Genomic DNA, 23,919 nt, shown 5'->3' on the forward strand with positions numbered 1-23,919 from the left:
GGCCGGCGGGCCCTTGGGGTCCGACCGCCCCCTGAGCACCGCGAGCCCCCGCCGCGCCTTGCGGACCGGCGGGCCCCTGGGCGCCCTGAGCACCCTGGGCGCCTTGCGGTCCCGCCGGTCCGGGCAGGCCCGTCGCACCCTGCGGACCGGCAGGACCTTGCGGCCCCGCGGCCCCCTGGGCGCCCGGAGCGCCCTGAGCACCCGGAGCTCCCTGCGCACCAGCAGCGCCCTGCGGACCCGGTGCTCCCTGAGCACCCGCCGCACCCTGCGGTCCGGGAGCGCCTTGAGCACCGGGCGCACCGGTAGCACCTTGAGGCCCCGCCGGACCGGCAGGACCAGCCGGGCCGATCGCGCCTTGCGGACCAGGGGCGCCCTGAGCACCGGGCGCACCCGCAGCACCCTGCGGACCAGGATCACCCTGCGGCCCCTGAGCACCCGGAGCACCATCCGCACCCTGCGGGCCCGCGGGACCAGCAGGACCAGCGGGACCGACCTCACCTTGCGGACCCGCAGCGCCCTGCGGACCGGGCTCTCCCTGCGGCCCAGGCGCACCCGGAACGCCGTCAGCACCCTGCGGACCCGCCGGGCCGACCTCACCTTGCGGACCCGCAGCGCCTTGCGGACCCGCAGGACCAGGATCACCCTGCGGCCCCTGCGGACCCGCCGGACCGGCAGGACCAGCGGGACCGATCTCACCCTGCGGACCCGGAGCGCCCTGGGCACCCTGCGGACCCGGATCTCCCTGCGGGCCAGGCGCACCCGGAGCACCGTCAGCACCCTGCGGACCCACCGGCCCGACCTCGCCCTGCGGCCCCTGCGCACCCGGGGCGCCATCGGCGCCCTGCGGACCCACCGGACCGACCGCGCCCTGCGGACCCGCCGGACCAACATCACCCTGCGGCCCCTGCGCTCCCGGAGCACCGTCAGCTCCCTGCGGACCCGCTGGGCCGACCTCGCCTTGCGGACCCGGAGCACCGGGAGCGCCCTGAGGCCCCGCGGCGCCCTGAGCACCATCGGCACCTTGCGGACCCACCGGACCGGCAGGCCCAGCCGGACCGATCTCGCCCTGCGGACCCGGAGCGCCCTGCGCACCGGGCGCGCCCGCAGCACCCTGCGGACCAGGATCACCCTGCGGACCCTGAGCACCCGGAGCGCCATCGGCACCCTGCGGACCCGCCGGACCGACAGGACCAGCCGGACCGACCTCACCCTGCGGGCCCGCAGCACCCTGCGGACCTGGGGCGCCGACGTCGCCCTGCGGGCCTTGCGGACCGGCTGCGCCGTCGGCTCCGGGAACGCCTTGCGGGCCGATGGGTCCCTGCGCACCGGTCAGCCCCTGTGGACCGGCGGGGCCCTGGGCACCGACGTCGCCCTGCGGCCCCTGCGCACCGGGAGCGCCCGGCGCACCATCAGCGCTTTGCGGACCAACAGGACCCGCCGGGCCCGCAGGACCGATCTCGCCCTGCGGTCCCTGAACACCGGGAGCGCCAGGGGCACCGTCGGCACCCTGCGGACCCGGCGCACCATCGGCGCCCTGCGGACCGGCGGGACCGGTCGCGCCCGGGAGTCCTTGGGCACCGGTGTCGCCCTGCGGCCCCTGCGGGCCTGCGGGACCCGCCGCGCCGTCGGCTCCTTGCGGACCGGCCGGGCCCATCGCGCCGTCGGCGCCCTGCGGGCCCTGAGGTCCCGGCTCGCCCGTGCCCGGTTCTCCCGCCGGGCCCTGCGCTCCTTCGGCTCCCTGGGGCCCGGGCGGTCCGGCCGGACCCGCGACGCCGGGAGCACCGGTTTCGCCTTGCGGGCCAACGGCCCCCGGCGCCCCGGTCCCGCCCTGAGCACCGGTGGCGCCCTGCGGGCCGCGCGGCCCTCCGGCTGGTCCTTGCGCGCCCTGCGCACCGTCCGCGCCCTGCGGGCCCTGCGCTCCTTCCGGACCGGACGGGCCGGAGTAAGGAGCGGACGGCAGTGCCGTCGCGGTCGCCGACCCCGGCTCGCCGAACACCGGTCCTTCCACCCCGGCCGGACCCACGCCGAACCAGGGCTGTTCGGGACCGGCGACGGCCAGCGCGGAGGAAGGAGTGCTCAACACCGCGACGATCGCCGCGGTGGAGCTCACGACGATGTCGACGGTGCGGCGCGCTCGAGCCGCCCTGCGACGACTCACGAGTCACCGCCGACGATCTTGATCGTCCCGTTGTCGGTCAGCTGCTTGGACTCGCCGATCATCGGCGAGAAGACCTCGGTCTGGAATCCCCCGTTCTTGAACGAGAAGTAGGTCGACAGAGACCGGTTGTGGAAGACGGCGATGAGAGCGCCGTCCTCGGCTTCGGCGACGTCGGCCATGTCCTCCTGCGCACCGCGCAACGCCTCGTAGCCGTTGATGGCGTAGTAGGTGGCGACCGTGAGGTACTGGCCGGGATCACCGGCGGGGACGTTCTGCGGCAGGTACCGGACGAAGATCGCGTTCTTCCTGGTGACCGTGACCTCGATCTTCGTGTCGGGGCGCTCGCCCGCCCAGTAGAGCGGGTAGTGCTGACCGGCGAGGTCTTCGAGCTCGCTGGTCGAGACGATGGTCGGCGTCCCGACGGGCACGGGGTTGGAACCGGAGGCGCTGATCGGCCCGCCGGACCGCAGCATCCAGCCGCCCACTCCGGCCAGGACGACGACCAGGGCCACCAGGGCCCACAGGACCTTCTTGTTCCTCGTTCCCATCCGGCACGCCCTCTCTCCGCAAGCGCCGGGTCACGACAACGGCGTCCGCGCGTCACATCCGCGATGTCCGGAGCGAAACCTGCTCGGTCGCAGGAACAAGCGCCCCACATTCGTCCGAAGTGGAGCATCCCCAGATGCGAAGCCAGTGTCGTGGCCCGTGTTTGGACGAACTAACTCGATTAGAGAGTGAAACCTCGCGGAAGATCCGCTCCGCGAGACCGACCATGATCCCCGAACGAGTGATCACGACCTGCGAAAACGTGAATCCACCACAAAAATCCGCACGTTTCGGACGAACCGAGATCGAAAACATGAACAGCGATCTTGATTCGTCTTCTCGGTTTCACACACGATTCCCGGGACCGACGTCCAACGGCGCACCGAGCCAGGTCTCCAACGCCGCGTTCACCGCGTCGCGGTCCGGTTCGCCCGCCCACGCGACGAAGCCGTCGGGACGCACGAGAACGGCCGCCGGGACGTCGTCTCCGCGGGGAGCGGAGGTGATGGTCCGCATGCGGTCGCGATAGGCCTCGGCGGCGTCCCGCAACGAGCCCGCGGGGTCGAGCAGGAGCGCTTTGCCGTCGTGCACGTGGTCGCTGAGCCGGGAACCGTCGGCGAGGTCGTAGTCGGGAACGCCGGCACCGACCAGCGGGTGGTCTCCGGGGAGGTCGTAGCGCTGGCCGATGCCGGCGATCTTCTTCGCGAGGTGAGTGGTGCCGTCAGTGGTCCCGGCGAGATCCCCGACCACCTGGCGCAGCGCGCGGGCGTGCGGTTCGGGGCGCATCAGCGCGATCTGGGCGCGCGTCCAGTCCAGCACCCACGCGCCGAGGGGGTGCCGCTCAGCGGTGTAGGTGTCGAGCAGCCCGTCGGGCGCCGTTCCGCGCGCGGTCGCGGCCAGTTTCCAGCCGAGGTTCACGGCGTCTCCGAGGCCGAGGTTGAGCCCTTGCCCGCCGAACGGCGAGTGGACGTGGGCGGAATCGCCCGCGAGGAGAACCCTGCCCCGCCGGTAGGTCGTGGCTTGTCTGGCGTTGTCGGTGAACCGGGTGAGGCTCGTGATCGCGTTGATCGTGACGTCGGCGCCGGTCACGTGCCGGATCGAGGCCCGCAGCTCGTCGGCGGTGGCGGGCGCGTGACGTTCCGCGGGGGCACCGCCGAAGGCGATGGTGGTGATCCTCCTGCGCGCCGGGTCGTTGATGTAGACGCCGGTCGGGCTCACCTGCCAGCCGACGCCGAGGTCCTGCGTCCCGGTGATGTCGGCGACGGCGTGGTAGGCGGTGATTTCCGGTTCGGTTCCCGGGAAGTCGAATCCGGCGCGCTTGCGGACCTCGCTCCGGCCGCCGTCGCAGCCGACGAGCCATCCGCACCGGACTGGTCCGTCGCTGGTCTCGACGGTCACGCCGTCGGCGTCTTCGGCGAAATCGGTGAGCTCCACGCCCCGGCGCAGTTCCACCCCGAGAGCCGCGGCGTGCTCGGCGAGAATCTCCTCGATCCGCTTCTGGTGGACCAGGGCGACCAGGTCGAGCGGGTGGAGGTCGGAGAGTTCGGGATCGGAGTCGTCGAGGAGCGCTTCGCTGAGCGGGATCGCGGCGAAGTGGCCGGCGAACCTCGGCAGCGCCCGCTCGCCGCCCTCCCCTCCGGAGAGGAACGAGACGAACCACTCGTCCTGCTGCTGGGCACGCCGGAGCGCGGGCAGCAGACCGCGCCGGTGAAGCGCCTCGATGCTGGGCCGGTTCAAGGTCCCGGCCTTGAGCCCGGTGGAGGGCTCGGTCAACCTCTCCACCACCACGACGGAGGCCCCACCCAACCGAAGCTCCGCAGCCAACATCAAGCCCACAGGCCCTCCCCCAGCAACGACCACATCGAAATCAGCAGGAGAAGACCCGGACATCCCAGACATCCCAGGAGTTTCGGTTGACACCGCCATCACGATCCTCCCGACCCGAGCCAGGACACAACCAGAAAGATCCAGAAAAGCACCAAACCAAAACGAAGAAAAGCAAAGAACAGCAAGGAAAGGCGAGGGAAGCAGGAAAAGCCAGCGGAAAGCGGACTGCTGGTCACTGAGCAGGCCGGGAACGGCGCTCAACGAGAGGAGCCGACGCCAAGCGGCCACCGCACCGTGGGGGCCTGCGGGGGCTCGGCCCCCGCAACTAACACATCGGGACGAGCAGGTCCGCGCATTCCGCGGACACAACTCGCCCCGAGTCAATCGCTGGTCACTGAGCAGGCCGGGAACGACGCTCAAGTGAGGAGCCCTCCCCGAGCGGCCACCGCACCGTAGGGGGCTTGGGGGAGTCGCTCCCCCAAAATCATGACAGAGCGATAAAGCGAAACGCCCTGCGTGAGCAGGGCGTTTCCAATCGCGGCGTGGAGCTGAGGGGAATCGAACCCCTGACCTTCTCGATGCGAACGAGACGCGCTACCAACTGCGCTACAGCCCCTCGACCGGTGAGTCGGACCCTCCGGCTTTGTTGTGGGGAAAGCTTAGCAAGAGCCTCCGGGGGCTCTTGCAGCACCCCCTCTTTTCCGGTCGGTCACTCCCCGGCGGCCCTGCGGTAGGGCTCCCAGGTGCGCTCGTCGAGCTCGTCGAACACGGGGTCCTCGTCGTCGATCTCGACGCGGACGCCGGGGACGACGGGGCGGATGTCGGCGGCGCGGTCCTGGGCGGAGACGGGCTCGGGCCTGCGCTCGGCCTCGATCTCGTCCTCGTAGTCCTCGACGAACTCGTCGAGCTCGTCGAACTCGGGGTCACCGGTGTAGTCGTCGTAGTCGTCCCGGTAGTCGCCGTCGCGGTAGTCCCGGTCGCGGTGGTCGCCGTCCCGGTAGTCCTCGTCGCGGTAGTCGTCGCGCTCGTCGTGCCCGGCCTCGTCCAGCTCCTGCTCGTCGAGCTCGCGCTCGCCGTTGATGCGGGCGAGGCGGCGGGCGCGGATGTCCTCCTCGATGCGGACCTGGCGGCGCAGGTAGGTGAGGTAGCCGACCAGTGACAGGTCGACCAGCGCGTGCCCCCACCACAGGACCGGCCACAGCAGGGCGGCCAGCAGCGCGGTGGTGACCGCGAGCAGCAGCATGGTGAGCACGATGCGCTGCCTGCGGGCGTACTTGGCGCGGGCGACGAGCGCCGCGGCCTCGGGGTCGTAGCCGCCCCGGCCCGGCCGGTAGCGACGCCCGGCGCGGACGTCCTCGCTGTTGACGGGACGCCAGTCCTCGTCGTGCTCCTCGACGGTCTCGTCCACGTCCTGCTCGTCGACGTCCAGCCCGGGTTCAGGCATCCCGACCTCCACCCTGTCGGTTGTCGCGGCTTCCGATCTCGCCGGTCGCCGATCACTGCCGCGCCGCACGACTCGGGCCGCGAGCGCGGAATCGGTGGTCTTGGACACTTCCTGCCGGCGGCGCGCGAACATGGGCACCAGGACGACCAACCAGGCCGCCGCCAGCGCAGCGAAGATCAATGAGCTCGGCATCGTCGCCACCTCCCCCTGGCCACCGGCAGTGCACAGATCTGCGATCGCCACGCTAGTCACATCGGCCACTCGTGTCTCGCAGCCACGCCGCGCAACAGGTGCACCTCGGACTACAGAACCGCACGAGCGGAGCGGTCGGGCGCACCATCGACACCGGCGTGTCGGATTCCTTACCGCCGAATGCGCTCGATCAGGCGACCGTTCGGAGCAATCCGCGCCGCATCGGCGCAGGTCGGCGCCGCGGTTGTGCGATCGATCTCAGCCGCTAGAAACGGGTGGCGCCGCCGGAGCGGACGAGCCGGGTGACCGCGCCGTCGGGCATCTCCTCGATGGTCAGCGCGTAGACGTAGTGGTCCCGCCAGGCCCCGGCGACGTCGAGGTAGCGCTGGAAGAGCCCTTCGCGGCGGAAGCCCGACTTCTCCAGGACGCGGATGCTGCGCTCGTTCTCCGGCCGGACGGTGGCCTCCAGCCGGTGCAGCCCGACCGGGCCGAAGCAGTGGTCCACGGCCAGCGCCACCGCCGCGGGCGCCACTCCCCCGCCCGCGAGCCTGCTGGCCACCCAGTAGCCGGTCCACGCCGAGCGCAGCGCGCCGCGCACCACGTTGCCGATGGTCAGCTGCCCGGCGAACTCGCCGTCGACGGTGATCGCGAACGGCAGCGCCTGACCGCGCCGGGCCATCCCGCGCAGCGCCGCCCACTGGGCGGGCCAGGCGGCGGCCGCGTTGCGCTCCCGCCAGCCGCCGAGCGTCGTCGGCTCCCACTTCTGCAGGTAGTCGCGGTCCTGGAGTCGCGTGCGGCTCCAGATCCCGCCGTCGCGCAGCCGGGGCGGGCGCAGCGCCACCACACCGCGGGCGGTGCGCAGCGGACCGAGCCGCGCCGGCCAGCCCGGGTGGCGGCCGATCGGGAACCCATCAGCGTCGGTGGGCTGCATCCCGGCTCACGAACGCTGCGAGAGGAACCGCACCTGCACGTCCTCGCCCGCCGCGACCTCCGTGATGTCCTCGTCCACGACGATCAGGCAGTTCGCCTCGGCCAGCGAGGCCAGCAGGTGCGAACCGGAGGTGCCCAGCGGTTGCACCAGGTAGGAGCCGTTCTTGGGGTCGCGCAGCAGCTGGCCGCGGAGGAACCCGCGACGGGCCTTGGTCGCGGTGATCGGCGAGAGCAGCTCGGCGGAGACGCTGCGGCGGTGCGGGTTCTCCTTGCCCAGCGCGGAGCGGATCAGCGGCCGGACCAGGACCTCGAAGACCACCAGGGCGCTGACCGGGTTGCCGGGCAGCACGAACGTGGGGATCTCATCCGGGCCGAGCCGCCCGAAGCTCTGCACCGAGCCGGGCTGCATCGCGACCCGGTCGTCGTCGAGCGAGCCGAGGTCGGCCAGCGCGGAGCGCACGTCGCCACCCGCGGTGCCGCCGACGCCACCGGCGATGACCACGATCTCCGACAGCAGCAGGCGTCCCTCGACGACCTCGCGCAGCCTGCGCGGGTCGTTGCTGGCGATGCCGACGCGGGTGACCTCGGCGCCGGCGTCGCGCGCGGCCGCGGACAGCGCGTAGGAGTTGACGTCGTAGACCTGGCCCTGGCCGGGCGTGCGGTCGACGTCGACGAGCTCGTCGCCCAGCGAGATGATCGACACGCGGGGACGCGGGTGCACCAGCACCTTGTCCCGGCCGACCGCGGCGAGCAGGCCGACCTGCGCCGAGCCGATGGGCGCGCCGCGGCGGACGGCGACGTCGCCGGTCTGCACGTCCTCCCCGGTGCGCCGGACGAACGCGGCGGACGGGACCGGCTGCTCGACGGTGATCTTGGCCGGGTGCTGGTCGGTGTAGTCCAGCGGCACCACGGCGTCGGCCAGGGTGGGCAGCGGGGCGCCGGTGGCGACCCGCACCGCCTGACCGGGCTGGAGCCTGCGCGGCTGTCGCGATCCGGCTGGGATCTCCCCGACCACCGGCAGCACCACGGACTCCTCGGCTGCCGACTGCACGTCGACGCTGCGCACCGCGTAGCCGTCGACCGCGGCCTGGTCGAATCCGGGCAGCGCCCGTTCGGCCACGACCTCCTCGGCGCACAGCAGTCCCTGCGCCTCGGAGATCGCCACCCGAACAGGGGCGGGCCGGACGGCGGCCGTGAGCACGCGCGCCAGCTGCTCGTCCACTGACCTCATGGCTGTCGCCTCTTCCCCGCTCCTCAACCGGTGCCGGGGTGGGCCTACCCGGCGTTCGGCATCAGCTTCTGTCGATCCGCTCGGCGAGCCAGTCCCGCAGGTCCGGCCCGTACTCGGGATCCGCTAGCGCGAAGTCCACCGCAGCTTTCAGGAAACCGCCAGGATTTCCCAAGTCGTGTCGCCCACCGTGATGGACCACGACGTGAACCGGGTGTCCCTCGGAGATCAGCAACGCTACGGCATCGGTGAGCTGAAGTTCGCCACCGGCGCCGGGCTCGATGCGCCGCAGCGCGTCGAAGACCGCCCGGTCCAGCAGGTATCGGCCGGCGGCGGCCAGCGTCGACGGCGCGTCGGCCGCGGCCGGCTTCTCCACCATCCCGTTGACGATCTTGACGTCGTCGGCGTCGGTGTCGGCGACGTCGAAGACGCCGTAGGCGGAGATGTGCTCGCGGGGCACGTCGAAGGCGCACAGCACGCTGCCGCCGTGCTGGGCGCGGACCTCGGCCATCCGCTTCAGCACCCCGGTCGGCAGCACGAGGTCGTCGGGCAGCAGGACGGCGACCGCGTCGTCGTCCTCGCCCAGCGAGTCCTCGGCGCAGCCGACCGCGTGCCCCAGCCCGAGGGCCTTCTCCTGCAGCGCGGTCTCGGCCTCGATGAGCTCCGACGCCCGGTGCACCTTGGCCAGCAGGTCGTCCTTGCCGCGGGCCTTGAGGGTCTGCTCCAGCTCCGGGTTGGGCTGGAAGTAGTCGGCGACAGCGCCCTTGTCCGGCGAGGTGACGATGATCAGGCGCTGGGCTCCGGCCTCGGCCGCCTCGGTGGCGACCAGCTCGATCCCGGGCGTGTCCACGACCGGGAGCAACTCCTTGGGCACGGCTTTGGTGGTGGGCAGGAACCTGGTTCCCAGGCCTGCCGCCGGCACGATGGCGGTCCGGAACGCGGTCGGCGTGCTCGTCGGGCTGCTCATGACGCCGCAGCTTATCGGTCAAACCTAGAGTGAACCCGTGAGCTCACTGGATGAATTCTGTACGTCGAAAGCGGACTGGCGGAGCCGACTGTTGCGCCAGCGCGACGAACTGGACGAACCAACCCGGCAGGCCGACGACCGGGCTCTGCTGGCGAGCGCGCTGGACTGGCTGAAGCGGCGTGAGCTGGAGGTCGTCGCCGCGTACGTGCCGGTCGGGCCGGAGCCGGGCGCCGATCTCCCGGCGGTGCTGCGCGAGGCCGGGCTGCGGGTGCTGCTGCCGATCGTGCGACGCGGGCAGCCGCTGGACTGGGCCGAGTACACCGGCCCGGACTCGCTGGAACCGGCGACGTTCGGCCTGCTGGAACCCGCGGGCGAGCGGCTGGGAGCGGAGGCGATCGCCCGCGCCGAGGTGATCCTCGTCCCAGCGCTGGGCATCGATCACCAGGGCGTCCGGCTGGGCCGCGGGGCCGGTCACTACGACCGGTCGCTGCCGTTGCGCGATCCGGCGGCGGAGCTGCTGGGCGTCGTGCGGGATTCCGAGTTCGTCCCCTCGCTGCCCGGTGAGGACCACGACGTGCGGATGACCAGCGTCGTCACACCCTCGCGCGGGGTCGTGCGGCTGCCGGTGTGACGTAGCGCTGTTTGCACTGGACACCTGTGATCTAGCATTATCGGGTTAGCACTCCCGTAGCTTGAGTGCCAAGCCCAGATTTCGGAGGTTCGCGGCCGTGCCCACATATCAGTACGCCTGCACCGAATGTGACCATCGATTCGAGCAGGTGCAGTCGTTCAGCGAGGACTCCCTCACCGAGTGCCCGCAGTGCCAGGGTCGACTCCGGAAGCTGTTCAACGCCGTGGGCATCGTGTTCAAGGGCAGCGGCTTCTACCGCACCGACAACCGCTCCTCGTCCTCGTCGAGCACGACCAGCTCGTCGTCGTCGAGCTCCTCGTCGAGCTCCTCCTCGGACTCGTCCAGCTCCTCGTCGTCGAGCTCGTCGTCTTCGGGGTCGTCGAGCAGCACCACCGCCGCGGCTTCCTGATCGCACTCCTTCGCCGCCGGTCACCTCGCGAGGTGGCCGGCGGCTTTGTCGTGCGCGCGAAAAGTCCGAATTCCGCACCCGGGGCGTCCTCGTTCATCCGCAGGGGTGAGCGGAGTTGTCCACAGGCAGCGGGTTGCTCCACAGATTCGCTCTCGCCCCTTCCCCCGTCGGCACGCGCGTCCCTACCTTCGGACGCACCCGATCTCCGCCGAACGCTCGAGGGAGGAGCGCCATGCCCGCACGCTCCGGGCTCGACCCCACGCCGCTGGACCGGCTGCGCGAGACGCTGCTGACCAGGCGCAACGCGCTGTGGCTGCGCCGAACGGCGGCCGCGGCCCTCCTGCTGCTGGCGCTGGTCCTCGCCCTCGGGCAGAGGCACACGGATGTGGACATCGCCACAGGAGTAACCCGAACGGGTGAGCATTTAGCGTCGGCAACGACTTTCCACGATTCAACTACCGTTACGCTGCCCCGCAGTGCCTGAAACCGCGCCGATCGGCGGCGAGAAACGGCGCGATCATCGATCCGGAAATTCCGGACCCGCATTTCTTCGAGAGGAGTTCCAGCGTGCTCAAGGGATTCAAGGACTTCCTGATGCGCGGCAACATCATCGACCTCGCCGTCGCGGTGGTCGTCGGTAGCGCCTTCACCGCCCTGGTCACCGCCTTCACCACCAGCATCATCAAGCCGCTGATCGCCGCCACCGGCGGTGGCAACGTCACCGGTTTGAGCATCGAGATCGTGGCGGGCAACAAGGCGTCGACGATCGATTTCGCCGCGGTCATCAACGCGGTGATCACGTTCTTCATCACGGCCGCCGTCGTTTACTTCCTGTTCGTCCTCCCGATGAACAAGATTTCCGAGCGCCGCAAGAAGGGCAAGGAAGAGGGCCAGTCCGAGCCCACCGACGTCGAGCTGCTGCTGGAGATCCGCAACCTGCTGCGCGCCGAGCAGGGCCTGCCGCACATCGAGGGCCTGGCCAGCACCGAGGAGAAGACCACGGCGGGCAACGGCAGCAGCGCCGCCTCGCGCAACTGATGCCCTAGCGGGCGTCGTGGTGCGGGGGCCGGTTCTCGCGGTACCAGCTCTCGCGGGTGCTCTCCCCGGACGGCTCGGGGCGATCGTCCGAGGTCGTCTCCGGCAGCACGTCGCCGAAGATCTCGGCGAGCCTGCGGCGCCGGTCGCGCTCGGCCTTCTTCTCGGGGGATTCGCTGGTCACCCGTCCATCCTGCCTCGATCGCGGTGGCTCTCGCACGAACCGGTCTCAGCGAGTGTGAAATCGGTTACAGTGAGTGCGTATCTCGCCGTCGCGGGAGACAACGACGCAGGGAGGCTGCGATGAGTTTCCTGGACAAGGCCAAGGAGCTGGCCGGCCAAGCCAAGGGCAAGGCCGAGGAACTCGCCGAGAAGGCGGGCCCCAACGCCGCCAAAGGGCTCGACGCCGCCAAGTCGAGCCTGGACAAAGCCACCGGCGGCAAGTACCACGACCAGATCGAGTCGGTGAGCGGCAAGGTCGAGGGCGTCCTCAAGCGGGACTCCGACAGCGGTGGCTCCGGCAGCGGCAACCCCGGCAACGGGGACTCCGCCGCGAAGGACGACCCCGGAACCGGGTCCAACGGTTCGCAGAACAAGGGCCCGGACGACCCCGCAGGCGGTTCGAAGCCCAGCTGATCGACGAGAAGAGCGGTGGCGGTTCCCCACGCGGGAACCGCCACCGCTCTTCTGGTTCTCCCCCTCGAGGAGTCGTCGGGACCTAGCTCACGGGGTGTCGAGCCCCGAGAGCTGCTCGATCACGTGGGCCACCAGCGGCGTCAGGGTCGCCATGCCGTCGCGGACCGAGGCCCGCGAACCGGCGAGGTTCACCACCAACGTGCTGCCGGAGACCCCGACGAGCCCGCGCGACACCCCGGCGTCGACCGCTCCCGCGGCCAGCCCGGAGGCGCGGAGCGCTTCCGCGATGCCCGGGACCGGCCGGTCCAGGACGCCGGCGGTGGCGTCCGGGGTGACGTCCCGGGGCGACACGCCCGTGCCGCCGACCGTGATCACCACGTCGACGCCGCCGATCACCGCGGTGTTCAGCGCGTTGCGGATGTCCACCGTTTCCCCGGCCACCGCGACGGTTCCGTCGACGATGAATCCGGCCTCTTCCAGCAACTCGGTCACCAGCGGACCGATGTTGTCCTCCTGCTCGCCCTGGGCGATCCGGTCGTCCACCACGACCACCAGAGCCCGCCCCAGCCGCTGCGCGCTGCGTTCCATGCCGGTAACCGTAGTGCCAAGGTCGGGTTCGGTCAGGTCAAAGGAGTCGGTGAGCTCCACCAATTTCGGCGTGATGCCGGTCGCGGTGCGGGTCTTGTCGGACATGGTCCTCCCCAGGGGGTTCTTCGTCTTCACAACCGCCCTCGCCGCCCTGCGGGTTCTCCGGGCGTCGTCGCGTGAGGACGGGCGAGCAGGTGGACACGTCGGCCGGTCCCGCAGCCGCACAGGAAGGGGGCATGGGGCTGCGGGAACTCGGCCGACGCGATCGGGGGTCAGCCCTTCTGGCCGATGAGCGTCACGTCGACCGTGCGCTCACCGCCGGGGCCGGCGACGGTGATCTTCACGCGATCACCGGGGTTGTGCGATCGGACCGCGGCGACCAGGGCGTCCGAGTCGAGGATCGACCGGTCGTCGAGCTTGGTGATCACGTCGCCCGGCTGGAGACCGCCCTGCTGGGCCGGGCCGTTGGGCGTGACCTGGCGGACCATCGCACCGGGCCGGTCGGGGGCGTTGGTGATCATCACGCCGAGCGTGCTCTGGCTGGCCGAGCCGGTCTCCTTGAGCTCGGTGGCGATCCGGCGGGCCTGGTCGATCGGGATCGCGAAGCCCAGCCCGACCGAACCGGCCTGCTCCTGGCCGGATCCGGGGCTGTAGATCGCGGAGTTGATGCCGACCACGCGGCCGTCCATGTCCACCAGCGGGCCACCGGAGTTGCCGGGGTTGATCGCGGCGTCGGTCTGCAGCGCGTTGAGGACGGTGTCCTGGCTGCCGGACTCGCCGCCCGCGCGCACCGGGCGGTCCTTGGCGCTGACGATGCCGCTGGTCACGGTGCCGGACAGGCCGAACGGCGAGCCGATGGCCACGACCTGCGACCCCACCGGCAGGTCGTCGCTGCGGCCGAGCTCGGCCGGGGTCAGCCCGGTGATGTCGGCCTTGACCACCGCCAGGTCCGAGTTCGGGTCGGTGCCGACCACGCGCAGCGGCGCGGTGCGGTTGTCGTGGAACAGCGCGGTCAGCCGACCGCCCTGCCCGCCCTCGGCGACGTGGTTGTTGGTGAGGATGAGGCCGTCGCTGCTGAGCACGATGCCCGAGCCCTCGCCGGAGCCCTGCGCGCTGGAGATCTGGATCTGCACGACGCTCGGCAGGACCTTCTGCGCGACCTGCTGCACCGACCCCTGCGGGGCGGTGCTGGCACTGCGCGCGGGCTTGGACTCGTCGAGCGCGCTGGCCCCGTTGCTGGTGTCACCGGCGAGCTGGTGCCCGACGAAGCCGCCGACACCGCCTCCGACCAGGCCACACACCAGCGCGAGCACGGCCACACCGGTGGCCAGGCCACGGCCGGACTTCTTCTGCTGCGTCGCCTGGCCCGAGGTGTACCAGGGCTGCTGCGCGAACTGCTGGGTCTGCTGCGGGGGCACGCCGTACGGGTGCTGCTGCGCGTAGGGGTCCTGGCCGTACGCGCCCGGCTGCTGCTGGGCACCGGGCTGGTACTGGGTGGGCTGCGTCGGCTGGCTCGCCGCACCGGGCTGGACTCCCTGGTTCGACGGCTGCTGCGCCGAGGCGGCGTTCGGCTGCTGGGACGGCACCCCGGACTGAGGGGTATCGCCCGCGCCGAGGCCTTCTCCGCTCGGCTTCGGCTCTTCCGGCTTGTCGCCGAATTCCGGGGTGTGTTCGGTCATGGCTCCCACTGTGCTCCGGGCGTCTGAGAAGTGCCTGAGATCTGGCTGTGGCCCCGCATGATAAGTCGCCATGATCGTTCTCACCCACCCCGGCGAACCGCCCGAAAGGCGAGAACGGGACGGAGTTTCCGCCCGGACCGGCCGCGCGGGACGGCCGGTCCGGGCGGTGCTCAGCGCAGCCGGGCCGCGATCTGCTCCGGGGTGGCGTCGTTGATCCACACACCCATGCCCGACTCCGAGCCCGCCAGGTACTTGAGCTTGTCGGCGCTGCGCAGCACCGAGAACAGCTCCAGGTGCAGCCACGACAGGTCGCGGCCGGTGCTGACCGGGGCCTGGTGCCAGGCGGCGATGTAGGGCAGCGGCTTGTCGTAGAGCCGGTCCAGGCGCCCGAGCACGTCCAGGTAGGTGGTGGCGAAGTCGTCGCGCTCGGCGTCGGTGAGCGCGACGATGTCGGGGACCTGGCGGTGCGGCACGATCTGCACCTCGACGGGCCAGCGCGCGGCCGCGGGCACGAACGCCGTCCAGTGCTCGGAGTCGACCAGCACCCGCTCGCCGGAGGCGCGCTCGGCGGCCAGCACGTCGCCCATGACGTGCGTGCCGTGCTCGGCGAAGTACTCCTCGGCGACGCGCAGCATCGTCGCGGTCTTGGGCGTGACGAACGGGTAGCCGTAGATCTGCCCGTGCGGGTGGTGCAGCGTCACGCCGATCTCCTCGCCGCGGTTCTCGAAGCAGAAGACCTGCTCGACACCGGGCGTCGCGTTGAGCGCGGCGGTGCGGTCGGCCCAGACGTCGACGACGCCGCGGACCCGCTGCGCGCTCAGCGCGCCGAACGAGGAGTTGTGGTCGGAGGTGAAGCAGACGACCTCGCAGCGGCCCCGCGCGGGCGCGGCCGGCACCATCGGCATCCCGTCCACGACACCCGCTTCACCGGGGATGCCCTGCGCGAACGACGGGAACTGGTTCTCGAACACGACGATGTCGTAGTCGGACTCCGGGATCTCGCTGGGCCGTCCCGGGGTGCTCGGGCACAGCGGGCACATCTCCGCCGGCGGCTTGTAGGTGCGGGACTGCCGGTGCGCGGCGATGCCCACCCACTCCCCGGTCAGCGGATCACGCCGCATCTCCGACGCCGGCGCCTGGGGCGGCAGCTCGCGGGTGTCCTCCGCGGTGCGCTTCGCGCCCGGCTCGGCGTCGAAGTAGATGATCTCCCGGCCGTCGGCCAGGCGGCGCGCGGTGCGCTTCACTCTTCCTCCTCCGTTGGCTGCTGGTCGGCCAGCAGCAGCTCGACGTGCTCGCCCAGCAGCTCGCGCGCCTCGGGCGGCAGCCCCTGATCGCTGATCAGCAGATCGACCTCGTCGAAATCGACGATCGTCGAGATCCCGACGGTCGACCACTTGGAGCTGTCGGCGACCACCACCAACCGGCCCGCGGCTTCGGCGAAGGCCCGGTTGGTCTCGCTCTCGTTGAGGTTCGGCGTGGTGAAACCGGCGCGCGGCGCCATCCCGTGCACGCCGAGGAACACCAGGTCCAGGTGCAGGGAGCGCAGCGACTGCACGGCCACCGGCCCGACCAGCGCGTCCGACGGGGTGCGCACGCCGCCGGTGAGCACGACGGTGCGGTCGACGCGGCCGCGCTGCTGCAGGGCGTCGGCGACGCGGACCGAGTTGGTGACGATGGTCAGGTCCGGGATCTCGTCGAGCTGGCGCGCGAGCGTCCAGGTCGTGGTCCCGGCGGACAGGCCGATCGCGGTGCCGGGCTGGATCTGCTCGGCGGCGAGCGCGGCGATCGCTTCCTTCTCGGTGAGCTGCCGGACGGACTTGGCCTCGAAGCCGGGTTCGTCGGTGCTTGTGCCGATGGTGGAGGTCGCGCCGCCGTAGACCTTCTCGACGAGGCCGCGGCGGGCCAGGGCGTCGAGGTCGCGGCGGATCGTCATGTCGGAGACGCCGAGTCGTTGCACCAGGTCGCCGACCTGGACGGCGCCGGTGCGCCGCACCTCGTCGAGGATCACTTCCTGGCGTTGTCGTGCGAGCACGTCCACTCCCTGGCCGGGCGCCGTCTTTCAGCCGTCAAGTCAACAAAACCAAACAATACCTGACGGAATACCGGACCGGCAGCCGGGGAGCAGCCGCCTGAAATGGAATCAAATGTTCATTGCTGTTCGTTTTGCTGAGAGTTGCCGGGCAGCGTCATGCGCAGCAGCGCACCGCCCTCCGGCGCCTCGGCGGCCAGCACCGACCCGCCGTGCCGCTCGGCGACCTGCTTGACGATCGACAGCCCCAGCCCCGAACCGGGCAGCGTGCGCGCCACCGACGAGCGGTAGAAGCGCTCGAACACGTGCGGCCGGTCGGCCTCGGCGATGCCCGGACCGCTGTCGGCGACCTCCAGCACCGTCCTCCCGCTGCCGTCCTCCGGCCGCAGCTCGACCCGGACGCGACCGCCCTCCGGACTCCACTTCGCGGCGTTGTCCAGCAGGTTCAGCACCGCCCGCTCCAGCGCGGTCGCATCGCCCATCATCACCCACGGGCTCAACGCCACGTCGAACTCGATGCGCGGGGCGCGTCGCCGGGCCCGGCCCAGCGCGCGCTCGACGACCTCGACCAGGTCCACCGACTCGTGCACGGCCTGCGGCGTGTCCTCGCGGGCGAGCTCGACCAGGTCGCCGACCAGCGCCGACAGCTCCTCCACCTGGGCCTGGACGTCGGAGAACATCTCCCGCCGGTCCTGCTCGGACAGCGACGGCGCGTCCGGCCGGGCCGCGGCCTGCAGCAGCTCCAGGTTGGTGCGCAGCGAGGTCAGCGGCGTGCGCAGCTCGTGCCCGGCGTCGGCGACCAGGCGGCGCTGCCGCTCCTGCGACTCGGCCAGAGCGGTGAGCATCCCGTTGAAGCTGGCCGTCAACCGGGCCAGCTCGTCGTCACCGCTGACCGGGATCGGCCGCAGATCACCCGTGAGCGCGACCCGCTCGGTGGCGGCCGTCAGCCGCTGCACCGGTCGCAGACCGGCCCGCGCGACCGCGGTCCCGGCCGCCGCGGCGAGCAGGATGCCCGCGCCGCCCATCACCACGAGGACCACGCTGAGCTGCGCCAACGTTCCCTGGGTGGGCTGCAGCGAGGTCGACATGACCAGCGCCGCGTTGCGCCCGGTGGGCACCGCGACGACCCGGCTGTTGCTGGCCTTGTCGGTGCGCAGCGAGCGCTGCGCCTCGCCCTTGGCCACCGACAGCTCCAGCACGCTCATCGGCGGCCGCTCCTCGGGCCCGAACACGGTGCCGTCGGCGGAGAGCACGTTGATCTTGAAGTTGGTGGCGACGAAGAACGCCACCGGCACCTGCTGGAGGTCGGCGGTGCGCACCAGCGGACCCTCGGCGGCCTCCACCGCGCGCTCGGTGAGGTTGTCATCGAGCTGCTGGTAGAGGCTGTCGCGCACGGTCACGAACGCGCCCACCGACACCAGCGCCACGGCACCGGCCACGCACATCGCGGCCAGCCAGGTGACGCGGTTGCGCAGCGACACCCGCTGCAGCCTGCTCGGCCGCGGCGGTTCGTCCAGCTCGGGCGGGGGTGGCGCGGGAACGGTCATCGGATTGCCCATCATGGCGGCGTCTCGCGGAGCACGTAGCCGACACCGCGCACGGTGTGGATCAGCCGCGGCTCGCCCTCGGCCTCGGTCTTGCGGCGCAGGTAGCCGATGTAGACCTCCAGCGCGTTGCCGGAGGTCGGGAAGTCGTAGCCCCACACGTCCTCCAGCAGCCTGCTGCGGGTGAGCACCTGCTTGGGGTGCGTCATCAGCAGTTCCAGCAGCGCGAACTCGGTGCGGGTGAGGCTGATCGAGCGCTCGCCGCGGCGGACCTCGCGGGTTCCCGGGTCCAGCTCCAGGTCGGCGAAGCGCAGCGCGGCGGGCTGGGCGTCGGGGCCGCCCTCCGGCGGCGTGGCGCGGCGCAGCAGCGCCCGCAGCCTGGCCAGCAGCTCCTCCAGCGCGAAGGGCTTGGGCAGGTAGTCGTCGGCGCCGGCGTCGAGCCCGGCGACCCGGTCGGACACGGCGTCGCGGGCGGTGAGCACCAGGATCGGCAGGTCGTCGCCGGTGCTGCGCAGCCGCCGCGCCACCTCCAGACCGTCGAGCCGGGGCATCATCACGTCGAGGACCATGGCGTCCGGCCGGTTGTCGGCCAGCAGGTCCAGTGCTTGTTGACCGTCCGCGGCGAGCTCCACCTGGTACCCGTTGAACTGCAGGGACCTTCGCAGCGACTCCCGCACGGCCCGATCGTCGTCGACGACGAGGATGCGCATGCGGACAGTGTTACCCGTTGCCCTGAGAACGAGCTGAGAACCCCCTCCACCTCGCGCGTCGCGGTGACGGCGATCTCCGGAGCGGCGCGCGCCGGTCACGCGTGGTGACGACGCGCGCCGGGGCGCTCACCTCTCCTGGAAGTGCCGGATCAGCGCGCGCGGCACCAGCTTCCGCTCGCCGTCGACGACGATCGGCACCAGGTCGGGCGCCTTCGCCTTCCACTGCGAACGGCGCTGGCGGGTGTTGGCCCGCGACATCTTCCGCTTCGGAACGGCCATCTCTCTGTCTTCCTCTCGATTAGCGTCGGCGGTCGCCGTAGCGGCGACGGAACTTCTCGACCCGGCCCTGGGTGTCCATCACCCGCTGGTTGCCGGTCCAGAACGGGTGCGAGTAGGCGGTGATGTCGATCGTGATCAGCGGGTAGGTGTTGCCGTCCTCCCACTCGATGCGCGCCTCGGAGGTCGCGGTCGAGCGGGTCAGGAACGCCTTGCCGGTGGTGCGGTCCTGGAACACCACGGGCTCGTAGCGGGGGTGGATGTCGGGTTTCACTGGTTTCCCTTCAGCTCGGATTCGGCGGGTTCGGCGCAGGGTTCTTCGCGCCAGTCGGCGAACGGGTCCGGGTACCGGGCCCAGACCTCCTCGCCCGCGGCCAGCTCGTCGTCGGTGAGCACGGCCTCGCGCAGGGCGCGGACGATCTCGTGCGGGTCGGCGTCGCAGGAGATGACCACGAGCTCGTTCATCCGGTCGCCGTAGTAGTCATCCCAGCTCAGCGCGGCCTTCATGCGGCGCTCGTCGGACAGGCCGTCCCAGTCGTCGACGGTCGCCAGCCACGGGCCGGCGTGCGCGACGGCCAGCCCGCCGCCCGCGGACTCCAGCCACAGCGCGTCGTCGGGCTGGCTGGCCACCCAGAACCGGCCGCGGGTGCGCACCACGCCGTCCAGCAGCAGGTCGATGGCCTCGTGCAGGCGCTTGGGGTGGAACGGGCGGCGCTCCTCGAACAGCACGGTGGCCACGCCCGCATCGGTGTCCAGCGACGGCTGGCCGCGCAGCAGCCGGCCGTGCGGGCCGTCGACCTCGCCGCGCCGGGAGTCGGCGGGCACGCGCGCCAGCAGGGCGTCCACGTCGAGGTCGTCGAGGTGGGCCAGCGGGGCGGTCGGGGTGAGCCGGGCCAGCACGGCTTCGGTGCGGACCCGCTGCCAGCGGTCCTCGGCCTGCCCGGCGAGCACGATCGCGTCGGCGAACTCGGCCTGGCAGACGGTCACCTGCGCGACGGTCCGCTCGTCGTCGGCGCTGCCGCCGAGTTCGCGCTCGGCGAGTTCCTCCTCGCCGAGGCTGTCCGGCAGCCAGGTCGCGAGGTCGACGGTGGTCAGCACGGCTTCGACAACGACGTCGGTGAGCAGGGGCCTGCCGTCGACCTCGACGTGCCGCAGCGCCCAGCAGATCGCCTCGGGTTCCAGCGCCGGGTCGAGCCGGACGACGATGCGGCGGACGTCGGGGGCGGCGGCGAGCCTGCGCAGCAGCGGCAGGAGGTCTTCGCGCAGGGTGCAGGACACGCAGCCGTGGGCGAGTTCGAGGACGTGGCTGTCGACGTGGTCGCCGTGCCGGACCTCGCGGCGCACCACGCCCTCGGAGACCGAGCGCAGGTCGGCGTGCACCAGGGCGGTGCCGGACGGGTCGCGCAGGCGCGCGGCCTCGGCCGCCTCGGCGACCTGGGGTTCGCGGAGTCCGGCCACCAGCAGCAGCGGCGTCCGCTCGGACGGAACGGTGAACATCCCCACCTCAATCGACAACGGTTTTCATCTTCGCTGCCGACACGCTACCCTGGTCGGCAGTCAGATGAAAATGGATGTCGTTATCGAGAGGTAGGTCATGTCCGTCCGCTGCCAGGTGACCGGCAAGAAGCCCGGTTACGGCAACCAGGTTTCGCACTCCCACCACAAGACCCGCCGCCGCTGGCTGCCCAACATGCAGACCAAGCGCTACTGGCTGCCGTCGGAGAACCGCTGGATCCGCCTTCGGGTGTCCACCAAGGGCATGAAGACGATCGAGAAGCGCGGCATCGACGCGGTCGTGGCCGACATGCGCACCCGAGGAGAACGCTTCTGATGGCCAAATCCACCGACACCCGCCCGGTGATCAAGCTCCGCTCCACCGCGGGCACCGGCTTCACCTACGTGACCACCAAGAACCGCCGCAACACCCCCGACCGCGTCCGCCTCCGCAAGTACGACCCGGTCGCCCGCAAGCACGTCGAATTCCGCGAAGAACGCTGACCCCGCCCCTCCCCCGGTCAAATACCGCAGGTTTCGACCGGTCAAAAACCCCGGTTTTCGTCGGGTCAAAAACCCCGGTATTCGACTTGAGTCGCCGGATCGGGGGACGTCGGGAGCACGACGCAGAGAGGAAGGCATGGCCAAGAAGTCGAAGATCGCTCGGAACGAGCAGCGGAAGGAGGTCGTCGCGCGCTACGCGCAGCGGCGCGGCGAGCTGAAGCGGATCATCGCCTCGCCGGAGACCGAGCCGGAGGCGCGGGTCGAGGCGCAGCGGGAGCTGCAGCGGCAACCGCGCAACGCGAGCCGGACCCGGGTGCGCAACCGCGACGCCGTCGACGGACGCCCGCGCGGCTACTTCCGGAAGTTCGGGCTCTCCCGGGTGCGGCTGCGCGAGGCCGCGCACAACGGCGAACTGCCCGGCGTGACCAAGTCGAGCTGGTGATCACCGTGCGCCGACCCACCGAACGCCGCAAGAAGCCGAACCTCCTGCAGCGCGAGGGCGTCGTCGAGGTCGACTGGAAGGACGTCACGCTGCTGCGCAAGTTCATCTCCGACCGGGGCAAGATCCGCTCCCGCCGGGTCACCGGGCTGACCGCCCAGGAGCAGCGGGAGGTCGCCAAGGCGATCAAGAACGCCCGCGAGATGGCGCTGCTCCCCTATCACCACAAATAGGGCGATCCGCTCGAACACCGTGCGATACCGGTCACCTTGGGCTCGGGTGACCGGTATCGGCGTGCAGCATTGATCGCGATGAAGACCCCTGGACACAACCCCGGCCTGACCGATTCCGCCCCCGCCGCCGAGCTCTACGACGTGATCAACCGCAGAAGGGACGTCCGCCGCGAGTTCTCCGGCGCCGACATCCCCGAGCCGGTGCTGCGCCGCGTGCTCACCGCCGCGCACACCGCGCCCAGCGTCGGGCTCTCCCAGCCGTGGGACTTCATCCTGGTCCGCGACGCCTCCACGCGCCGCCAGTTCCGCGAGCACGTGCTCGCCGAGCGCAGCGTGTTCGCCAGCGGCCTCGACGGCGAGCGGGCCGACACCTTCAGCAAGATCAAGGTCGAGGGCATCGTGGAGTCCTCGCTGGGCATCGCCGTCACCTACGACCCGAACCGCGGCGCGCCGCAGGTGCTGGGCAGGCACGCCATCGCCGACGCGGGCCTGTACTCGGTGTGCCTGGCCATCCAGAACCTGTGGCTGGCCGCGACCGCCGAAGGGCTCGGCGTCGGCTGGGTCAGCTTCTACCGCGAGGAGTTCCTCCGGCGGCTGCTCGGAGTTCCCAGCGAGGTCAGGCCGGTGGCATGGTTGTGCGTGGGGCCGGTTCGCGAGCTCGCCGACACGCCGGATCTGGAACGGCACGGGTGGCGTCAGCGGATGCCGCTCGAGGACGTCGTGCACTACGAAGCGTACGGACGTGGTCGCAACCGGTAACCTCGCACGAGGCCGCTCGTCCGGGCGGCACACGATGACGTGCTCACGGCGAGGTCGCGGTGCAGCTGGAGGATCAACCGCTGGCCGGTCACATCCCGGCCCAGGACCGGCTGGTGAGGCAACTGCTCGACGCAGGCCGCTTCACCAGAGCCGATGCTGCCTTCGACGAGCTGCTGGCGGGCGGCTCGAACTTCGTCGACTCCCGCTGGGTCCGCTCCACGGTGCTGGTGCACCGCGCGGTGCTGGCCTGGCGGCTGGGCCGCATCCCGCTCGCGCTGGAGCTGCTCACCGACGGCTGGACGGAGCTCGACACGCAGCCGCCGAGCGGCGGGTCCGCCGCGCACACGATCAGCATGCTGGGGTTCATGCTGGAGGGCATCGGCCGGCGCGGACCGGCGATGGACCTGATGTCGCTGGCGGTGCAGGTCGCCCGCGAGGCCGGTGACCAGCCGACGCTGGCGCACTGCCAGCTCCGCGAGGGCATCTCGCGGGTGTTCCGCGCCGCCTCCCACCCCGACCAGGCCGCGCACCAGTTCACCGCGGCCCGCGAGCTGTGCGAGGAGGCGCAGTCGCTGGCCAAGCCGGGCCGGGTCAAGCGCAGCGCGCTCGCGGTGCTGGCCCGCGCACTGGCCGGCATGGGCGAGTGGGACACGGCCGAGCGCATCGCGCACGAGTCGCTCAAGCTCGCCCGCGACTCCTCCGACATCTACGCCTCGGCGATGGCGAACTGGGTGCTGGCCGAGATCAAGCGCTCCCAGCAGGTGCTGACCGAGGCCCGCACCTACGCCAGCCGCGCCCTGGAGGGCGCGGAGAACATCCACGAGTCGCTGCTGATGATGCGGTTCTCCCAGGAGCTCGCCGAGATCTGCCGCAGCCTCGGCGACTCGGTGGGCGAGGCCGCCGCGCTGCGCCGCGCGATGGCCGCCGCGTTCGCGGCCGTGGACATCCTCAAGGAGGGCCTCGGCCAGGCGCTGGAGCAGCGCAGGGTCGCCACCCAGGCCCAGCGGATGGCGATGGCGGCCCGCGAGGCCGCGCTGCGCGACCCGCTGACCGGCCTGGCCAACCGGCTCGGCCTGGAGCGGATGGCTCCGGTGCTGCTGGAGCGCACCGCCGCGGCCGGTCGCATCCCGTGGCTGGTGCTGCTCGACGTCGACTGGTTCAAGGACGTCAACGACTTCGCCGGGCACACCGCGGGCGACGTGGTGCTGCAGGAGGTCGCCAACCTGCTGCGCCGCGAGTGCCGCGCCGGTGACCTGCTGTGCCGGTGGGCGGGCGACGAGTTCGTGGTCCTGCTGGTCGACGCCGCCGAGGACTCCCGCGAAGCCGGCCCGCTGGTCGCCGAGCGGATCCGCGCCGCCGTCAACGCCCACGACTGGCGGCTGGTCCTGGGACGGCTGGAGAAGAAGCCGACGGTCAGCATCGGCGTCGCCGCGGGCCCCAGCGACCTCGACCAGCTCTTCGCCTCCGCCGACATCGCCCTCTACAAGGCCAAGCGCGCGGGCCGGAACCGGGTCGAGACCGAGAGTCAGGCCCCGGGCTCCGGCTAGGATCGAGCGTCATGCCGCCCCCGCCGACCCTCGCCGAACCGGCGAATTCCGCGACCCGGCACGGTAAGATCCCACGCTCGCCCAGGAACCAGGAACCAGGAACCAGGAACCAGG

Annotated in this window: 28 protein-coding genes and 1 tRNA gene; 12 read left to right on the plus strand and 17 right to left on the minus strand. The window is 71.5% G+C overall.

Annotation, left to right across the window (positions count from 1 at the left end):
• Window positions 1-355: 355 nt before the first annotated feature.
• Entirely contained in the window at window positions 356-2,269 is a 1,914-nt protein-coding gene (locus BM424_RS29070) for a hypothetical protein (RefSeq protein WP_217649657.1), read from the plus strand.
• Here the strand turns inward: BM424_RS29070 and BM424_RS08860 are convergent.
• From BM424_RS08860 to BM424_RS08890, 7 genes are all read right to left on the minus strand, one after another.
• On the minus strand, window positions 2,155-2,706 hold the full coding sequence (locus BM424_RS08860; protein WP_093415241.1) for a hypothetical protein: 552 nt from the start codon (window positions 2,704-2,706) through the stop codon (window positions 2,155-2,157). The genes BM424_RS29070 and BM424_RS08860 overlap by 115 nt on opposite strands.
• A gap of 343 nt (window positions 2,707-3,049) precedes the next feature.
• Complete coding sequence (locus tag BM424_RS08865) at window positions 3,050-4,630, minus strand: FAD-dependent monooxygenase (RefSeq protein WP_342742603.1); 1,581 nt, start codon at window positions 4,628-4,630, stop codon at window positions 3,050-3,052.
• Window positions 4,631-5,074: 444 nt separating this feature from the next.
• Window positions 5,075-5,147: transfer RNA gene (locus tag BM424_RS08870), tRNA-Ala, on the minus strand.
• 93 nt (window positions 5,148-5,240) lie between these two features.
• On the minus strand, window positions 5,241-6,167 hold the full coding sequence (locus BM424_RS08875; protein ID WP_093415244.1) for a gephyrin-like molybdotransferase receptor GlpR: 927 nt from the start codon (window positions 6,165-6,167) through the stop codon (window positions 5,241-5,243).
• A gap of 265 nt (window positions 6,168-6,432) precedes the next feature.
• Window positions 6,433-7,098 carry a GNAT family N-acetyltransferase gene (locus tag BM424_RS08880; protein WP_093415245.1) on the minus strand — a complete coding sequence of 222 codons (666 nt, stop codon included), beginning with the start codon at window positions 7,096-7,098 and terminating at the stop codon, window positions 6,433-6,435.
• Window positions 7,099-7,104: 6 nt separating this feature from the next.
• Window positions 7,105-8,328, minus strand: coding sequence for a molybdotransferase-like divisome protein Glp (gene glp, locus BM424_RS08885; protein WP_093415247.1), 1,224 nt, complete (start codon window positions 8,326-8,328; stop codon window positions 7,105-7,107).
• 61 nt (window positions 8,329-8,389) lie between these two features.
• Window positions 8,390-9,292 (minus strand): UTP--glucose-1-phosphate uridylyltransferase, encoded by a 903-nt coding sequence (locus BM424_RS08890; protein WP_093415248.1) that lies wholly within the window; start codon window positions 9,290-9,292, stop codon window positions 8,390-8,392.
• Between the two features lie 37 nt (window positions 9,293-9,329).
• Between BM424_RS08890 and BM424_RS08895 the strand changes: the two genes are divergently transcribed.
• The 4 genes from BM424_RS08895 to mscL all read left to right on the plus strand — a co-directional run bounded on the left by BM424_RS08895 (window position 9,330) and on the right by mscL (window position 11,370).
• A complete protein-coding gene (locus BM424_RS08895; RefSeq protein ID WP_093415250.1) occupies window positions 9,330-9,923 on the plus strand; it encodes a 5-formyltetrahydrofolate cyclo-ligase in 594 nt (197 codons plus the stop codon).
• Window positions 9,924-10,020: 97 nt separating this feature from the next.
• Window positions 10,021-10,332, plus strand: coding sequence for an FmdB family zinc ribbon protein (locus BM424_RS08900; protein ID WP_093415252.1), 312 nt, complete (start codon window positions 10,021-10,023; stop codon window positions 10,330-10,332).
• Window positions 10,333-10,564: 232 nt separating this feature from the next.
• Window positions 10,565-10,816 (plus strand): hypothetical protein, encoded by a 252-nt coding sequence (locus BM424_RS08905; RefSeq protein ID WP_093415253.1) that lies wholly within the window; start codon window positions 10,565-10,567, stop codon window positions 10,814-10,816.
• Between the two features lie 83 nt (window positions 10,817-10,899).
• Window positions 10,900-11,370 (plus strand): large conductance mechanosensitive channel protein MscL, encoded by a 471-nt coding sequence (mscL, locus tag BM424_RS08910; protein WP_093415255.1) that lies wholly within the window; start codon window positions 10,900-10,902, stop codon window positions 11,368-11,370.
• Window positions 11,371-11,374: 4 nt separating this feature from the next.
• Here mscL and BM424_RS28775 read toward each other — a convergent pair whose 3' ends face one another.
• On the minus strand, window positions 11,375-11,551 hold the full coding sequence (locus BM424_RS28775; RefSeq protein ID WP_175547996.1) for a hypothetical protein: 177 nt from the start codon (window positions 11,549-11,551) through the stop codon (window positions 11,375-11,377).
• A 119-nt stretch (window positions 11,552-11,670) separates the two neighbouring features.
• Between BM424_RS28775 and BM424_RS08915 the strand changes: the two genes are divergently transcribed.
• Window positions 11,671-12,003 carry an antitoxin gene (locus tag BM424_RS08915; RefSeq protein WP_093415256.1) on the plus strand — a complete coding sequence of 111 codons (333 nt, stop codon included), beginning with the start codon at window positions 11,671-11,673 and terminating at the stop codon, window positions 12,001-12,003.
• Between the two features lie 87 nt (window positions 12,004-12,090).
• Here BM424_RS08915 and BM424_RS08920 read toward each other — a convergent pair whose 3' ends face one another.
• From BM424_RS08920 to mrf, 9 genes are all read right to left on the minus strand, one after another.
• Window positions 12,091-12,591 (minus strand): MogA/MoaB family molybdenum cofactor biosynthesis protein, encoded by a 501-nt coding sequence (locus BM424_RS08920; RefSeq protein WP_093415733.1) that lies wholly within the window; start codon window positions 12,589-12,591, stop codon window positions 12,091-12,093.
• A 272-nt stretch (window positions 12,592-12,863) separates the two neighbouring features.
• The gene (locus BM424_RS08925) at window positions 12,864-14,270 is read right to left on the minus strand and encodes a S1C family serine protease (RefSeq protein ID WP_175547997.1); all 1,407 of its coding nucleotides are present in this window, start codon (window positions 14,268-14,270) and stop codon (window positions 12,864-12,866) included.
• Window positions 14,271-14,440: 170 nt separating this feature from the next.
• Window positions 14,441-15,514, minus strand: coding sequence for a galactose-1-phosphate uridylyltransferase (gene galT / locus BM424_RS08930; protein ID WP_093415258.1), 1,074 nt, complete (start codon window positions 15,512-15,514; stop codon window positions 14,441-14,443).
• On the minus strand, window positions 15,511-16,302 hold the full coding sequence (locus BM424_RS08935; protein ID WP_093415735.1) for a DeoR/GlpR family DNA-binding transcription regulator: 792 nt from the start codon (window positions 16,300-16,302) through the stop codon (window positions 15,511-15,513). The genes galT and BM424_RS08935 overlap by 4 nt, the downstream gene beginning before the upstream one ends.
• 116 nt (window positions 16,303-16,418) lie before the next feature.
• Entirely contained in the window at window positions 16,419-17,846 is a 1,428-nt protein-coding gene (locus tag BM424_RS08940) for a sensor histidine kinase (protein ID WP_093415737.1), read from the minus strand.
• 11 nt (window positions 17,847-17,857) lie between these two features.
• Window positions 17,858-18,553, minus strand: coding sequence for a response regulator transcription factor (locus BM424_RS08945; protein ID WP_093415259.1), 696 nt, complete (start codon window positions 18,551-18,553; stop codon window positions 17,858-17,860).
• A 126-nt stretch (window positions 18,554-18,679) separates the two neighbouring features.
• A complete protein-coding gene (gene rpmF / locus BM424_RS08950; RefSeq protein WP_093415261.1) occupies window positions 18,680-18,832 on the minus strand; it encodes a 50S ribosomal protein L32 in 153 nt (50 codons plus the stop codon).
• Window positions 18,833-18,851: 19 nt separating this feature from the next.
• The gene (locus BM424_RS08955) at window positions 18,852-19,103 is read right to left on the minus strand and encodes a type B 50S ribosomal protein L31 (RefSeq protein ID WP_093415262.1); all 252 of its coding nucleotides are present in this window, start codon (window positions 19,101-19,103) and stop codon (window positions 18,852-18,854) included.
• Complete coding sequence (gene mrf / locus BM424_RS08960) at window positions 19,100-20,326, minus strand: ribosome hibernation factor-recruiting GTPase MRF (RefSeq protein ID WP_093415264.1); 1,227 nt, start codon at window positions 20,324-20,326, stop codon at window positions 19,100-19,102. The genes BM424_RS08955 and mrf overlap by 4 nt, the downstream gene beginning before the upstream one ends.
• A gap of 97 nt (window positions 20,327-20,423) precedes the next feature.
• Here mrf and rpmB point away from each other — a divergent pair, with 97 nt between their 5' ends.
• The 6 genes from rpmB (at window position 20,424) to BM424_RS08990 (ending at window position 23,805) form a co-directional block, all read left to right on the plus strand.
• A complete protein-coding gene (gene rpmB / locus BM424_RS08965) occupies window positions 20,424-20,660 on the plus strand; it encodes a 50S ribosomal protein L28 (protein ID WP_093415265.1) in 237 nt (78 codons plus the stop codon).
• Window positions 20,660-20,827, plus strand: a complete 168-nt coding sequence (rpmG, locus tag BM424_RS08970; RefSeq protein WP_093415267.1) for a 50S ribosomal protein L33 — start codon at window positions 20,660-20,662, stop codon at window positions 20,825-20,827. Before rpmB ends, rpmG begins: the two co-directional genes overlap by 1 nt.
• Window positions 20,828-20,963: 136 nt before the next feature.
• Window positions 20,964-21,269 (plus strand): 30S ribosomal protein S14, encoded by a 306-nt coding sequence (rpsN, locus tag BM424_RS08975; RefSeq protein ID WP_093415268.1) that lies wholly within the window; start codon window positions 20,964-20,966, stop codon window positions 21,267-21,269.
• Entirely contained in the window at window positions 21,266-21,499 is a 234-nt protein-coding gene (gene rpsR, locus BM424_RS08980) for a 30S ribosomal protein S18 (RefSeq protein WP_425441982.1), read from the plus strand. The genes rpsN and rpsR overlap by 4 nt, the downstream gene beginning before the upstream one ends.
• A gap of 78 nt (window positions 21,500-21,577) precedes the next feature.
• Complete coding sequence (gene bluB / locus BM424_RS08985; protein ID WP_093415738.1) at window positions 21,578-22,258, plus strand: 5,6-dimethylbenzimidazole synthase; 681 nt, start codon at window positions 21,578-21,580, stop codon at window positions 22,256-22,258.
• A 59-nt stretch (window positions 22,259-22,317) separates the two neighbouring features.
• The gene (locus BM424_RS08990) at window positions 22,318-23,805 is read left to right on the plus strand and encodes a GGDEF domain-containing protein (protein ID WP_245775722.1); all 1,488 of its coding nucleotides are present in this window, start codon (window positions 22,318-22,320) and stop codon (window positions 23,803-23,805) included.
• The last annotated feature ends 114 nt before the right edge of the window (window positions 23,806-23,919 follow it).

The sequence above is a fragment of the Saccharopolyspora flava genome (assembly GCF_900116135.1).
GTDB classification, from domain to species: domain Bacteria; phylum Actinomycetota; class Actinomycetes; order Mycobacteriales; family Pseudonocardiaceae; genus Saccharopolyspora; species Saccharopolyspora flava.